At 37.4% G+C, this 15,122-nt stretch carries 13 protein-coding genes; 8 read left to right on the forward strand and 5 right to left on the reverse strand.

The window, feature by feature from the left end; genetic code table 11:
• Nucleotides 1–132 precede the first annotated feature (132 nt).
• Nucleotides 133–1,389: a site-specific integrase gene (locus tag ACRHOZ_RS12860; protein WP_431126248.1), complete on the forward strand. Its 1,257-nt coding sequence runs from the start codon at nucleotides 133–135 to the stop codon at nucleotides 1,387–1,389.
• A gap of 562 nt (nucleotides 1,390–1,951) precedes the next feature.
• Here the strand turns inward: ACRHOZ_RS12860 and ACRHOZ_RS12865 are convergent.
• Nucleotides 1,952–3,043 carry a Fic family protein gene (locus tag ACRHOZ_RS12865; RefSeq protein ID WP_431126250.1) on the reverse strand — a complete coding sequence of 364 codons (1,092 nt, stop codon included), beginning with the start codon at nucleotides 3,041–3,043 and terminating at the stop codon, nucleotides 1,952–1,954.
• Between the two features lie 356 nt (nucleotides 3,044–3,399).
• On the opposite strand from ACRHOZ_RS12865, the gene ACRHOZ_RS12870 reads away from it, so the two are divergent.
• The 7 genes from ACRHOZ_RS12870 to ACRHOZ_RS12900 all read left to right on the forward strand — a co-directional run bounded on the left by ACRHOZ_RS12870 (nucleotide 3,400) and on the right by ACRHOZ_RS12900 (nucleotide 10,343).
• Entirely contained in the window at nucleotides 3,400–4,497 is a 1,098-nt protein-coding gene (locus ACRHOZ_RS12870) for a helix-turn-helix domain-containing protein (protein ID WP_431126252.1), read from the forward strand.
• Nucleotides 4,498–4,619: 122 nt separating this feature from the next.
• Nucleotides 4,620–5,528: a hypothetical protein gene (locus ACRHOZ_RS12875; RefSeq protein ID WP_431126254.1), complete on the forward strand. Its 909-nt coding sequence runs from the start codon at nucleotides 4,620–4,622 to the stop codon at nucleotides 5,526–5,528.
• 25 nt (nucleotides 5,529–5,553) lie between these two features.
• Nucleotides 5,554–6,165, forward strand: coding sequence for a hypothetical protein (locus tag ACRHOZ_RS12880; protein WP_431126256.1), 612 nt, complete (start codon nucleotides 5,554–5,556; stop codon nucleotides 6,163–6,165).
• Nucleotides 6,165–7,214 carry an alpha/beta fold hydrolase gene (locus ACRHOZ_RS12885; protein WP_431126258.1) on the forward strand — a complete coding sequence of 350 codons (1,050 nt, stop codon included), beginning with the start codon at nucleotides 6,165–6,167 and terminating at the stop codon, nucleotides 7,212–7,214. The genes ACRHOZ_RS12880 and ACRHOZ_RS12885 overlap by 1 nt, the downstream gene beginning before the upstream one ends.
• 436 nt (nucleotides 7,215–7,650) lie before the next feature.
• Nucleotides 7,651–8,415 (forward strand): metallophosphoesterase, encoded by a 765-nt coding sequence (locus ACRHOZ_RS12890; RefSeq protein WP_431126260.1) that lies wholly within the window; start codon nucleotides 7,651–7,653, stop codon nucleotides 8,413–8,415.
• Nucleotides 8,416–8,693: 278 nt separating this feature from the next.
• On the forward strand, nucleotides 8,694–9,281 hold the full coding sequence (locus tag ACRHOZ_RS12895; protein ID WP_431126262.1) for a hypothetical protein: 588 nt from the start codon (nucleotides 8,694–8,696) through the stop codon (nucleotides 9,279–9,281).
• Between the two features lie 3 nt (nucleotides 9,282–9,284).
• Entirely contained in the window at nucleotides 9,285–10,343 is a 1,059-nt protein-coding gene (locus ACRHOZ_RS12900) for an XRE family transcriptional regulator (RefSeq protein WP_431126264.1), read from the forward strand.
• Between the two features lie 205 nt (nucleotides 10,344–10,548).
• Here the strand turns inward: ACRHOZ_RS12900 and ACRHOZ_RS12905 are convergent, their stop codons facing one another.
• The 4 genes from ACRHOZ_RS12905 to ACRHOZ_RS12920 form a co-directional block, all read right to left on the reverse strand.
• Entirely contained in the window at nucleotides 10,549–12,159 is a 1,611-nt protein-coding gene (locus tag ACRHOZ_RS12905) for an anti-phage dCTP deaminase (RefSeq protein WP_431126266.1), read from the reverse strand.
• Nucleotides 12,160–12,416: 257 nt separating this feature from the next.
• Nucleotides 12,417–13,463 (reverse strand): relaxase/mobilization nuclease domain-containing protein, encoded by a 1,047-nt coding sequence (locus ACRHOZ_RS12910; RefSeq protein WP_431126268.1) that lies wholly within the window; start codon nucleotides 13,461–13,463, stop codon nucleotides 12,417–12,419.
• Nucleotides 13,444–13,800, reverse strand: coding sequence for a plasmid mobilization protein (locus tag ACRHOZ_RS12915; protein ID WP_431126270.1), 357 nt, complete (start codon nucleotides 13,798–13,800; stop codon nucleotides 13,444–13,446). Before ACRHOZ_RS12915 ends, ACRHOZ_RS12910 begins: the two co-directional genes overlap by 20 nt.
• Nucleotides 13,801–13,939: 139 nt before the next feature.
• Nucleotides 13,940–14,230: a helix-turn-helix domain-containing protein gene (locus ACRHOZ_RS12920; protein ID WP_431126272.1), complete on the reverse strand. Its 291-nt coding sequence runs from the start codon at nucleotides 14,228–14,230 to the stop codon at nucleotides 13,940–13,942.
• Nucleotides 14,231–15,122: the final 892 nt, after the last annotated feature.

Raw genomic sequence — 15,122 nt, forward strand, 5'->3', positions numbered from 1 at the left:
AATTCGGTGCCTTTTTTATCCCTCAAAAAATGCTCACCAGAATCGATGTAATTCACTGTTAAAGAAAACTTTACAAAGAAATTTTAACATTTGTTTTTCGTACCTTCTGGTGAGCATTTAAAAGTGTCACCTATGTATGGAAAAATAAACGTCTTATTTTACCCTAAGAAAAGGGAAACCGATAACGAAGGAAAATCAATGATTTATGCTCGCGTGACTATTAATGGCAAGCGTAGCGAATTCAGTCTAGGTCGCCGTATTCATGAACAAAGATGGGATTCAAGAGGAGGAAAACTAAGGGGAACTACTACTGAAGTCTCTAATTTCAATCGCTTTCTAGACAATGTCAAGAACAGGCTTTTCGACATTTACGATTCGTTGCTAAAAGAACGAGAGGATATTTCTGCTACTATCATAAAGAATATTTATCTGGGGAAAGAAGGTAAAGAGCATATGCTTCTAGAAATCTTTCAGGAACATAATGATGAAATCGAAAGTCTATTAGGGAAAGGTTTCACCAAAGGTACGTTACAACGCTATAAAGCAGCCTATAAGCACGTATCGGCCTACATACAGCAAAACTACCATAGAAATGATATTCCTGTGCGTAGAGTTGACCATAAGTTTATTACAGGATTGGAATTCTTTTTAAAGTCACAACGGAATTGCGAAAACAATACTGCAATTAAGTATGTAGTGAACTTTAAAAAGATAATTCGAATTGCTTATGCGAATCAATGGATAACCAAAGACCCCTTCTTTCATTGGAAAGCCAGTTGGAAAACAAAGGAAAAGCAATATCTGACCCAAGCCGAATTGGATGCGTTACGTGATAAGAAGTCATTTTTGCCTAGACTGGACTTGGTTAGGGATATTTTTGTTTTCTGCTGTTACACAGGCCTGGCCTATGCAGATGTGCAACAATTAAAAGAGGAGCATATCATAATTGGAGTCAATGGGGATAGATGGATTAAAATGCCAAGAAAAAAGACCAAAGCTATCAGTAGTATACCATTATTAGCTCCAGCTGAAGAAATTATTCTTAAGTATCGCAACCATCATTACGTTTTGGACGGAAAAGGCGTTTTACCAGTATTGACCAATCAGAAATCCAATGCCTATCTAAAGGAGATTGCGGATGTCTGCGGAATCAATAAAAACCTTACTACGCATTTAGCCCGGCATACATTTGCAACTACGGTGACATTGTCAAATGGGGTGTCGATTTCCACAGTCAGTAAAATGTTAGGACATCGTTCTTTAAAGACAACTCAGATTTACGCGAAAGTTCTGGATAGCAAAATAGCCGAGGAAATGGACCGATTAAAAGAAAAGATAAAACCTGTTGAAAATTCCAACCCAAAAGACAAAGGCAGCATTGAAAACTAAAATTGTCCCAAATACTTACCCCTAACTTTTGCGAGCGGTTCCTGTTGAAATTTTGTAGCGTCCAGATAGGTAAGCGTGAATCAAAAATTCAATAGGTCGCAACCGACCTTCTTCTTAGAATAATAATAAACTTCTTTTTAGTATTGCTTTGCAATAGGTTCGGAGAAGCAAGAGGATAACCTGCTTGCGCAGGTTATTATTTTCAACTATTTGTTTATGAGTGCTTTAGATTTCACTTCTTTCTTCAAAAATCTAATTTTTTAGTAAAAAACTCAATAACTTGCTGAAAATCAGTTCATTTTTTAGTAAAAAAAGACAAACCAATAAGTAGGAGTGCCCTATTTCGATGTCATAAAATCGCTGATCTACCAGAAACGCGATGCCATCGAAACAGGATCCTGCACTAAGTTTTAAGGTAAGCTTTGGGGCTTGCAGCACTTCACTACGTTCGCTCGCTTTTTTTAATTTAAATTGTATTTTCTTTTGCAACCATCGGGAGCAAAACAAGATTGTCATGACAATGACACATCTTGAATTAAACGAAATCCTGATTTCATTTGGACTATAGATTTATTTCATATCTCGTACTCCTACCCCCGCCAGTAGGTTTGAAAATACCTTTTGCAACCAAATCTTGTAAATCCCTAGTGGCTGTTGCTTTGGAGGTTTTCGCCAGTGAAACATATTTTCGAGCGTTCATTCCACCCTCAAAACCTAGATGACCTTCGTCCAACATTCTTTTAACTACTTTTTGTTGACGGTCATTCAGTGAGTCTTTATGTTGGTCAAAGAATTTCGTTTTCTTTAAAGTAAACTCGATTTCTTGCTCTGCATCTATTTGGGCATCAAGAATTGTTTGGACAAAGTAGTTTATCCAATTGGTGATCTCGTTAGAACGCTGAGCGGCTTTTAAAGCATCATAATATTTGTTCTTACTACGCTCAATGGATTTAGACAGACTAAACAGCACTGGACGACCTATACTTTGTGAAAGTGCTTTTTCCGCTACAGCTCGGCCAATTCTACCATTTCCATCTTCAAAAGGGTGTATGGTTTCAAAGTAGAGATGGGCAATAGCAGCTCTTAAAATAGGCTTCTTGATATCGCCTTGTGAGGTATTAAACCATTCTATAAAGCCATCCATTTCAACAGAAACCCTTTTTGAAGGAGGAGCTTCAAAATGTACCTCTTCTCTCCCAATTGCACCTGAAATTATCTGCATAGGTTCTTCATGGGTGCGCCATCGGCCTATTTGGATTTGGGTATTCCCCTTCATTAGCATCGTATGCCATTTAAACAAGGTATTAATAGATAAAGGTTTTGAGAATTCATTTCGAACTGCAAGCATCAATTCCGCAACGCCCTCAGCTCTTTTGTCTTTGGTCAAGGGCAATTCTGGGTTAAGCCCAATATTTCTGCGGATGGATGACATCACATCGTTTCGGCTCAAATATTCTCCTTCGATTTCAGAGGTCTTTATAGCCTCAGAAACCATGAGGTTTATCATTGCCTCGGTTTGCTCAGTTTCGGAAAGCCCTTCCAATACTCCACTAATACGACCAGTTCGTTGCGCAAAATCAAAGAGCATATCCTCAATATTGGTCATCTGATATTGAAAATTGGGCCAATCTTTTTGTTGCCAATTGTATTTCATGAGCCGATTAGAAAAATTATTCGGCTCAAAAATAATAAAAATATGAGTTGAATGTTTATTTGATTTGGCTCAATCTTCCCAACCGCAAAGAGTTCTTCCCATATATCTTGCTTCATTTGTCGATACACGTGAAATGGATCCCTTGAAGTTTGAAAGATCAATACAATAGGGTGATAAATGATAGCACTTTGAATATTTGCCATTACAGATATATACAGATTGTGATTTAAAACAGGTTTTGGCGTTATTGGAACCGGATTATTTTTACTTACCATTGGCGTTTCTCTCGCATTTATGCAACTAATGAAAAATTGGCTTGTCTTTAAAAAGAAGGAATTCTGAAAATAACCCCCAGCATGCAGAAAACAATTTTGGACTTCGTCATGATCGCAAGTGTTGTGATTGGCTATTTTATCAGTATTGCACTAATTACAACCACGTTTTATAAAAACAGGGCCAACAATTATCTGGCACTTTCCCTCTTTATCATTGCAAGCCTAACATTTTTTGAATGGCCCAATGCTATTTTGGAAACCGTCGTTTTTCAACTGATCATCAATTTTAGGCTGGACTTTCTTTTCGCAGCAAGCTTGTTCAGCTATTTTCTAATTCAGATAAAGCATCAACTGATCCAACACGTTTGGTTTAAACTTATTTACCTCCCATTTGTAATATCAGTTTCCTTGGAATTGTATCTCTTCCTGTTTGACCATTATGGTTCTGAATTGGATGTACTCCTATATTTCATTAAGGATTTTGCATCCATAGGATTTAATATCCTAATGATCCTTTGGGGAAAACGTTTGGTGCAGCAGGCCGATACCATTTCCGAAGATAAAAAGCGTTGGTTGCTACGTTTGAATCGTTACATATACATCACCATTGGAATTTGGGTCTTAACCCGGGTGGAATTTTTTCTGTACCAAAGTTTTTACAGCGCCTACCTACTGCAATCATCACTTTCCATGTTCCTATGGTGGGTACTGTACTACGGGATATTCCGCTTACAGCTCATCACCCAAAAAGAGGAGTTGCATGCCTTGCTGGGTATACAAAAGAATACAGGTTCGAGGACAAATCTTCCAGCAAAAAAAATCAACAACGAGAAAACGGATGAATTGATTTCCGAATTGTACCGGGTCATGGAGGAAGAGGAGCTGTATAAAAATCCCTTGTTAAGCCGCTGGGAAATTGCAGCACGCTTGGGGATAAGTGAAGGGAATTTGTCTATGATCATCAATCAGAACATCAATAAAAGCGTTATCCAATTCGTAAATGACTACCGCGTAGAAACCGCTAAGGACCTATTGCACGATTCCCGTTTTGACAAATATTCCGTAGAGGCTGTGGGCATGGAAGCGGGCTTTAAATCCAAGAGTGCTTTCTATACGGTTTTCAAGTCCAATTTGGCCATGTCCCCTGGTGCTTATAGAAAACTTCCCAAAAGGTCCTGATTCGTTTTAAGCTGCTGTTTCCGGACTTCTTAAGCTTCAAAATCAAGGTTTTACAATTTTGGGCGGAATACTTTTACATCGATTTTATAATTAATATTTCAATGATAAAAGTAAACTTTAAAATGACAAATCAGTATCGTTTTTATTTCGTAACCAATATAGCCCTCATAGTGGCCTTGGCCATTATAACAGCTTCCTGTTCCAATGACGACAATGGGGCCCCAGTACCGGTGGAACCGACTACCAATGGTATCACGGATATTTCAGAGGAGATAAAGAATTTGATTTATTTCCAGGGGGAGGAACAAGCTCCTACTGTGCTTATCACCGTGCCTGGAGGTCCTAGTACAGAATTTGGCACCGATATCGTAGACACCGTGTTTGAATCTTTTGACACGACCGATATGCTAACGGTTACCGTACACCAAGCACAGACCTTGGATTCCACAGTAGTAAAAGGCACGGACCTCTCCTTAGAGCAGGCGGTTGATCTTAATGATGAGAGTATAGCGATGTTGGATGAAGTGATGTCCTATTTTAAAGGACAGGGAAGAACAGTGTACCTGTTTGGGCTTTCGTTTGGGGCTTTCATTACCCAAGAAATGATTGCAAAAAATGGTATTGATAGTGCGGACAAATACCTGATCATTACCGGAAGATTGGATATGGACCAGCTTGTTTGGGAAGCGGCCGCCGAGGGACGGGAAGCATGTTTTGAAAATGGGCTCACACCCAAAGTGGCTCCAGAACCCGATCCGGACGTGAAGGAAAGAAACTTGAATAGAATAAGTGCAGGCTATTCAAGAAATAGGTACACGGAGCTTTTTGCCCCAATAACGGACCTGTCCAGTGTTACCTACGTATATGGCGCGATGGATGAAGCCGTTGGGCGATTAAGCGAGGCGGAAGTGGCTTTTTTAGAAAGTAAAAACACCAACCTTTTTGAAGGCCCCGGCGATCATACCGAGACTTTGGAAGGCTTTTTCTTAGTTGGATTGGAAACAACCTTTGATCTTGAAGCTCGGCAATAAATCCCAACCTAAAGTTTTTTAACAGATGAATAGATATATCATTCTTTTACTACTGATAGTAATGGCAAAGCTCCATGCCCAAAAAAAAGGAGAAGGAGCCTCATTTTTAGATAAAACAGCATTCAAAGCTGGCTATTATGGCGACGTTTTTTCAGATAACGGGCTGCAGTTTGGCGCGGAATACCTTTGGTTGGAAAAACAACGGACCAAATCAAAGCAACGAGGTCCGAAAACCACTACGCACCAACTATTGATTAATGGAAGCTTGGGCTATTCCACCAATTTTAACAATCGTACAGATAATGCCCTACATACCTATTATGGGCTTGTCTATAGGCGAACTAGCGCAAAACGTTGGCAACTGCATGTGGAGTTGAACCCCTTGGGCTATTCCCGTTCGTTCTTATCGGAAACCTTCGAAGTGGAAGGAGATGCGGTTTCTAGGGTGCCATTTCCTGGGAGAAGCTACTATGCGCCTTCCATTGGTTTTGGTTTGGGAAGGTCACGCAAGAAAAACAAACTGGCGGGCTGGTACCTCAACTTCAACTATACTTCCATACTATCTTATAATGCAGGGATTTTACCCACATTTTCGGTACAATACGGACATCGATTTAATTTTAAAAAGAAGAACTAATGAATTATAAAATAAAAAGGAAATCAGCAGTGCTGATTTTAACAATACTAACCCTTGGGGTGCTTTCTTGTTCCAAGGAAAGCGAAGATTTAACAGCATTGCGTGAAACCATTTTTGTACGGCATAAAAATGCCGATATGCCAGCACGAATATTTGGCAATGCCTCAGAAAAAGTATTCTTGATCATCTTGCACGGGGGTCCAGGAGGAACTGGATTGGAGTATCGCGTGAATACCATCCGAACAGAAGTTGAGAAGAACAATGCTGTTGTGTATTTCGATCAACGGGGATCTGGGAGCTCCCAAGGAAGTTATTCGGAAAAAGAGGTAAGTATCGATCTTATGGCTGAAGACGTGTTGGCGTTGGCAAAAGTAATAAAGGCCAAATATGGGGAAGATTCCAAATTGTTTCTAATGGGCCATAGCTGGGGAGGTGCTTTGGGACCGGCCACCTTGTTGAAAGACCAGAACGACTTTCTGGGGTGGGTCGATGTTAATGGTGCACATGATCCTAAAGGCCTTTATGACAATTATCAGATTGCACTCCCAGAAATGGCCGATGAGCAAATAGCATTGGGAAATAGTATCGCGTATTGGGAACGTCTTCGTACGTTGGCCAATACTATTGGGCCTTATAGTTTGCAAAACTACTACAGCCTCAATCGTGCTGCCAATGGGGTGGCCCAAGTTCTAGCGGCTGACGATGTGATTAACGAAGCTGTTGCTGATTTTGGCAACGATACCCCCTCGGAGAAACCTCTTACGGTTAATTGGAACAAGAATCAAATTGGACGCATATTGGATGAGAAGGGATTGAACGAAAATGTCTCGTTCACCAACCGCCTTTCTGAAATTACCATCCCGTCTTTGGTGCTCTGGGGTACTTACGATATTGTTGTGCCAACCTTATACGCACAGGAGGCTTTCGATAATTTGGGATCGGATGACAAAGAGATCTTCATTTTTGAAAGATCTGCACATAGCCCTATGTATACGGAGCCCGATCTCTTTGCACAAAAACTGATCGAATTTATCAATACGCATAAGTAAGCCCATTTGTAAATCATTGCTATTATACAGCTGCCAAGCACGAAATAATGATTGATTCCATTTCGAATTTCATCAATGAAAGTTATACAAGTGTTAAACTTTGTTAAAAGGTGAGCCACGCGGTGAGCCCAAAAAACGACCCCTTGGCAGGCCTTGTATATAGGGCGTTTTAAAGAAAAGTTCGAGTCCCGTCCAGACCGCATAAGCCTCGATTTTTCGAGGCTTTTTTATTTATAACTATTTATAATTCAATGTTATAAAAATGTTAACGTTAAAGAAAAGTTAACTAGCGTGCCGCAAGCGTGCTGCATTTTTGACCCTTTTTTACTTCTTGGCAGCATTTTACAATAACTTTTTTTCAAAAAAAGGAGCTCTAGTAAAATAGAATAAAACGAAGTTATCTCCTTACTTTTCTGTTCAAGAAAAAAAGCCGAAAGTGAAAATACAATACTGTTCCGATTTACATTTGGAGTTTCCCCAAAATCGAAAGTGGTTGACAAAACATCCTTTAATCCCATCGGGGGAAATTCTAATTATTGCTGGGGACACCCATTATCTCGGATCTGATTTTGAACACCTTGATTTCTTTAAATGGGTGTCCGATCATTACGAACAGGCCTATGTAATACCAGGCAATCATGAGTACTATGGTGGATTTGATTTGTCTTTACATCAAAAGCCTTTTCAATGGGAATTGCAACCAAATGTGTTCCTTCTAAACAACCAAGCAATGGAAATAAGCGACATTAGGTTTCTCTTTTCTACACTTTGGAGCCACGTTTTTCCTGAAAACATCGCTTCGGTATCTGCTTACGTCAATGACTTCCATAAAATACGGATAGGTGATAAAATTCTAACGATTGAAGATTTCAATCGAATTCACACCGAGGCGTTTGATTTTATCTCAACAAGTATAAATGACCATGAAGGCAAAATAATTGTGGTCACCCATCATTTGCCGACACCGCGTTGTAATTCTCCTGAGTTTAAGGACAGTGCTATCAACAATGCCTTTGTTGTAGACCAAACCGATTTTATTACCAGGTCCAATATCGATTATTGGATTTATGGCCATGTGCATAGAAATGTTGGTAATGGCTTAAAGTTAGGAAGCACTACCATGTTGAGCAATCAATTGGGGTATGTTCATATGAATGAACATCATGATTTTTCTACGGATAGTTTCATTGAAATCGTATAATAGCTGTTAGATTATCCAAACACAGAAAATACGTTTGCTGAACACTTCAAAATTTGTGGTAAATCGCAATCATTTTTTAAGCTTGCTGATAAAGTTGCTTTTAGACCCAACAGACCCAAAAATGTTCAACTTTGTATAGGAATACTTTATAAGGAAAAGAATGATGAAGCCTATACATGGTGTAGTTTCTAGAATATTGGAATAAAAAAATTATTACTTTGTACTTAAAATGGAATAATTTTTATATGTTTGTTGCGTTGGACGCTTAATTTCTAAAAATGTTTCTCGAACAATTACAACTTTTCCCCACGAAAGAGTCCTTTGACTCAGCCGATTTTGAAAACCCAAATAACCCAGAATTCTTCAGAAGTATAACTTCTAGCGTTTTTGAGGCTTTTGAGCTTTTCTCCAAGGATAATAAACCCTTTTATGACAAAACTAGTAAGTCCAATATGCTTAATAATGCAATTTCTCATATTATTAAAAGGAATTGCTCTAGTGCTAATTTTGAATTCGTAGAATCTTTATCTAACACACGGAGAAGTCTTGCCATTCTCGATAAGAAATATGTTATAATGTTTAAGAAAGCACCCGTTTCTAATGTAAAAACAAATCAAGATGACCAAATTAAGTATCAAGAGCTAGATAAACACGTCATATTTTTGACCTACGAAGTAGATGATTTCTGGAGCGAGATTAAAAAGGTGGAATTTCGTTATTACTCAACACCTAAGAACATAACATATATATACGACGTAACTAATCTTGTTGAGAGTCCTACTACTAGGATTATTGAGCCAATGGAAGTAATCCCACCAATAACTATTAAGGAAGATGCCAAGAAAGAAAGGAAAAAATCTTTATAGTGTATGTTGAATGATATCAACCCTAGAATGTTAGTTCTTGCAAGGGAGTCACGAGGACTATCACAATCAGAATTATCCAAAAGATTGAACATCTCTCAGGGAAAACTTTCCAAAGCAGAAAAGGGTGAACAATCGATTAATGATTCTATCCTAGTAGAGCTAGCAAATCAGCTGAACTATCCTGAATTATTTTTTTATCAACAAACTCCAAGTTCTCCAGTAAGCCATTATTATTATAGAAAACGTATAACTATTTCTAAAAAGGTAATGGCGAAGATGGAATCTACGATTAAAGTTTTTAGGAACAATATAGATTCTTTAATGGACTCTGTAGAATTACCTGATTTCAATATTCCAACTTTTGACCCTTCGGATGATTTTCCAGAAGAAATAGCACGTAAGGCGAGATATTTATTAAAGATTCCAAACGGACCCATAGGAAATCTCACAAATATCCTCGAAAGGAATGGTATTCTAATTGTGAAGACTGACTTATTCAATGAAAAAACAGACGGACTCTCAACTATTAGTGATAGGGGAGCACACATAATATTCTTAAATGAGAGAATGCCTAATGATAGACAACGCTATTCTTTAGCTCATGAATTAGGACATATGATAATGCATTTTGATATTCCATCTGACTCTGAAAAAGTCGAGGAAGAAGCTGATAGGTTTGCCTCAGAATTTTTAATGCCCGAAAGCGAAATTAAAAATTCGCTAAGAAATTTGAATTTTAATAAGCTTGGAGATTTGAAAAGGTATTGGAAAGTTTCAATGAGATCCTTAGTTCGAAGAGCAAAAGATTTAGGTATGCTAACCTCACAAGAATATAGAAATTTCCAAATTAACTTTTCAAGAAGAGGAATGTCGAAAAGTGAACCAATTCCACTTCCCGAGGAAAAACCTTATTTGCTTAATCAAATAGTCAAACTTCATTTAACAGAGTTGGAGTATTCTGAGGACGAACTGGCACGAATTGTGAATTTAAATTTGACTGAATTCAGGGATCGATTCATTGAAAAGGAAATACCAAAACTCAAGATTCTCCGAGATTTTTAGACTTGAAAGAAAAGAATAACTGGTGTCTTAGAAAGAGTGGGAGTTTTGAATTATTTTGGAGATAATTAAATTTCTTTTATGATTAGTTAAACTAATTACTCTCCCTTTTTCAACGTTATTAGTTTCAATAACATTTTCAGGGAATTCTATTCTTATTTGATTAGATTTATTTTCTAATTTAATCTTTTGAGTGTTTTTTTTGGAATTAGTTGCCATTTATTAATCCCTTTTCTTGTAAAGATAGAATAGCTTGATCCTCTAGGGTTGGTACAGCTTGTAAACTTATCTGTGACTTCGGAGTAAAATTAGTATTTTTTTCAATTATCAAATCACCTTTATCATTTTTTCTTTCATTCTTCATACTAAAGAACTCAAGAAATCTACGTGGAGCTACACCATCATATACTAAAATTTTTACTTTATTTTTCGCGTCTTCATCTTCAGTTATAGCATCGGAATGCAATTCCGTACATAAACTTTTTACGTAAGGTTCGATATAATATATTTCCTTTATCCCAGCAGCAATAATATGTCTTGCACAGTTATGACAAGGGTAAGTAGTGCAATAAAGTTTACCTCCAACCATTTTATCACCGGCCAACTGGCTACCAATAATAATTGCATGCATTTCAGCGTGAACGGACCTAGAAAACTCTATCAAATCTTTGATTTTAGAAGATTTCCGTATGATTTTTTCAATTGAATTAGCTATGGTCTCATTTTCGTCAACACCAATTTTCTTCTCTAAATCTTCATTCTTTAGCAATAGATTTGTTATCTCTTTTGCTATTGAATTTTTGGTTCTATCATTACTACAATAACCAAGTTTAAAACATCTAAAATCATCTTTTAAATCTTCTGACTTATAAAGATTACCCCCAAATTTTGGGACATCATTCCACCCTCTTGATATGATTTCACCTATATTATTTGTTATAGTAGCTCCAACTTGTCTTGATAAACAAGCCGAATTTCCAGCAGACGATTTAGCCTCATACATGGCAATCTCATTAGGTAAAGGTGTCACAACTGAACTATCGAAAATAAGATGTAAGTATCTTTTTAGTTTTTCTTCAAGGTTGCTCAAGTTGGATTCCGAAACTCTAACAATAAAATCTCCTTCAACGAAGGTATCTCTTACATTTTGCCCCTCATTTTTATTTTCGAATTCATCTATCCTAACCAGCTCATCAACTTCCTCCTGAGCTAGTTTTCTTCTGGCTAATAAATTATCTTTTCTTTCTTGTAACGGAGATAAAATACTGAAGGAATAAAAACTAGAGCTGTAAACTGCTCTTAACAACTTTAGTTCATTTAAATTTTTAATTGAATCGATGATATAGCAAACTCTTCTTGACTTGAATTCATGTGAAGCCGCTACTTCACTTTCACTTGTATTTGGCAAATCTTCTTCCCTATCGACTCTAATGTCCTTAATGGCAAATTCAGCAAGTACTTCTGGAGTAAATTCTTCTCTTAAACTATTCCCTCCTTTAATTTTATTTATCAAAGTTGTATAACCTTCTGTTTTAAATTTATGACTTTCACTCCCCTTGGGGCCATATTTGTCTATATACTCACTAATTTTTATTTCTTTTACCTCCTTGTATTTATATTCTTCCTTAAGAAGTTCTGTCAATTTCTTAATAACAACTTCCTTCTTTGAACCGATAGGTGCACAAATTCCAAAAATCAATTCTTCTGTAAGCGTGTTACGAACTTTTTCAGATGTAGTTTCTCCCTTTTTGTTTTTAACATCTTCATTTGATTTACTACTAGTATCTTTTAAAGCTAATTGATTATTTGAATCACTCATTTATAAACCATATTTGATTCAGAAAAATACTATTAAAAAAATTAGTTTCCAACGAAAAAGGTAAGACTAGAAAACCTATCGGTCACATTTTAATTAATGACAAAAGAACTATTAAATTACAAGGAAGTAAGAATTTTACAAAAGGTGAGCCGCGAGGTGCGCCAAAAAAAGGCCCTTTGGCAGGCCTTGTGTAAAGGGTGTTTTGAAGAAAAGTTCCAGTCCCATCGACATCTAGCCCCAAACAACGCAAGTGTTTATTAAAATCTCGGGCCTTTTCTTTTTTGCTTCTTCTTTTTGAATCGCTTATTATCATCAAGCTCCAGCGTAAAAGCATTCCATGGACTATCATCAGTCTTACTAGGAATCAATCCAACTGATTTAGCTTTTTCCAGATAAGATTTTGGTTGCTCAGCAATTTTGATATGCCCTCGTGAAATAGGTATTGTTTTTCTTTCACCTGATGTTGCTGAGTTTGAATTTTCCCCAAGAGGTTTATCAACTCCTCGTTCTGCGCTATTAGTTTTGAGAATAATTGTATGGTCTCTGTCTTGTTCATAATTGACGCGTTTGATTATATTGTTCCATGAATATTTTCGGCCTAAGGTGCTTCCCTTGTAAATAACATCATCGTATCTGAAGGATATTCCTGTTACCCTACCCGTACTTTTGCCAATGTTAAACTTGGGGTGTATCTTATTTTTGCCCAATTCCCTAATGAGTTCTGTTGTATTCCTGGAATTTAAGATGGCGTTTTCGAGATGATGCTGAAGCATCAATTTAATGGGAGCTTCCCCTGTTCGAAAAGCCTTTTGTATTTCTTGATGGGTAATCGATGCTTTTCTTGTTAATTGGACATCCTCCAACTGCGAAAGTCCATACTTTAATTCCAGTTTCCTGACTAGTCGTTCACTTCGTTCATAATCTTTGCTATCGCTTGCCAGTTCACCCGAAAACTTTACCCTGTTGGCAATGATATGGATATGCTCATGTTCCTGATCGCTATGTCGATACATGATGTATTGGTTGTCATCGAACCCCATCCCTTTTAGATAATCGTTTCCAAGGGACACAAACTTTTTGTCACTTAATTTATCCTCATAGGGTAGGTTCAACGAGACGTGATATACCGCCCTTCCCAATCTTGGCCGAAGCTGTCTGACTATATTGAACTCTTGGGTCATGTCAACGGTTTCTCCGTATGAAATGTTGGTGTCCAATACATATCCCATTCCCTGTTCAACCTTTCTTTCGTTATAGGCCAGCACGCCGTAGAAGTCCTTTCCCTTAATCTGCTTTGCTATCACGGTTTACAATATTTGCTTTTATGGCATCCAATGTGTCTCTCACTTCGGACAACTTTTCTATCAATAAAGGGGCATTGCACATTCCCAAATGCACCTTTTTGGTCAATTGGTTGATGTTGTTTCCGATACGGCCTAATTCGATGAAAAGCTTTCTATCCTCAGGTGATATTCTTTTTCTGGGCAATACCTTTCCCGTTACTTTCATCCGAATAAAATCGGTAATCGTAATTCCCAAGGTATCGGCATTGTCAGCTATTATCAGATAATCCTTTACGGTCACCCTCACATTAAGCCGAATCGCTTTTAAGTCCTGTATGTTCTTTTTAGGTCTTGCCATATTCTAGGGGTTTGGGGAGAATCCCCAACAAGCCATGCGAACAGAGTGAGCAGTTTTTGCATGCAAAAACATGGCTTGCTTCACGAACTCCGATTACTATTTTAATTGAACTGTACATTTTGATTTTCCCATTTAATAGTTAGGAAGATGCCTCCCTCATTTTTTCGATAAGGGCATTGATGTCATCTGGATGAAAAAGCACCCTGCCGCCAAGTGGTATCTTTTTTAGAAATCCTTTTTCAATCCAAGCGTAAATCGTAGGTCGGGTTACCCTAAATTTTTTAACGAGATCGGCTATTGTCAATAACTGGTCTTCGACTTCTATTTCCTCTATGGGATTTTCTGCTGGTGGCGGGATGTTCTTTTGGAGAGAATCAGCGGGAACGTATTCTCTTATTCCATTGTCATCCATGATAAATATTCGTTTCATGATTCAGTGATTTATGATTTACTTTATTGAACAAACCTAGCAGCATTAAACGACATTTTCCATGAGTGTCGTACATGAATTGATGTACGGCACTCATAGAAATATTCAAAAATAATTTGTATAGGAATTTTAGGATAGGGATGGAAAAGCTTATTAGCTTTTCCATCGGTATCCCCCTGTTTTGAGGGGGTTCTCAAAAAATTGGTTTTTTGAGAACTTCCGCAGAAAACTCTTTGTTAGGGAAAGAAGAATTTTTCAATGGCAGCCCAATATTTTCAAAAAGCTTCCCCTAGCCATCTTTTTCCCCTAACCACAAAAATCCTAAACGTTGCTTTTGGCTTTCTTTGAAACAAGGGTTAAGTAAAGTTGTGGTGAGGGAGAAAAGAACTATTAGGTTTTAAAGGTTCAGGACGAACAGTCGGGCTATCTAAAAAAGGACTTTCCGAAATGTTCGACACTACATCGCCATGTACAATGCTTTATATACACATAGTAATGATTAATCAATTGAATATTGAAAACATTATCGCTATAAATAATGCTATAGTGCTATATAGCATTGACCATTTCGTCACATCATCATATGATCATATGACCATATAAGTGGAAGCAAGAAGTATACTGATTATAAGTCATTTCAAATTCTTGCCCAGACCAAGTATTCCTTATCAATAGGATTAGAAATTGGTTCCATAAAAGGTTAATTAACGGTACTATTAAAAAAGACCAAAAATGAGACTATTAGATAAAGTAGATACGATTTTGGTATAGTTGTCTTGTAAAACTGCCCTTTTTTAAAAGAGTTCTATTTGATACTGGTAAACGCGTCAACTTTTGCGGTAGATACGATGTAGTAAGAATAAACTTGCCATGCCTGTTTGTTCTATAATTA

This window comes from Flagellimonas flava (assembly GCF_050617915.1).
GTDB lineage: Bacteria > Bacteroidota > Bacteroidia > Flavobacteriales > Flavobacteriaceae > Flagellimonas > Flagellimonas flava_A.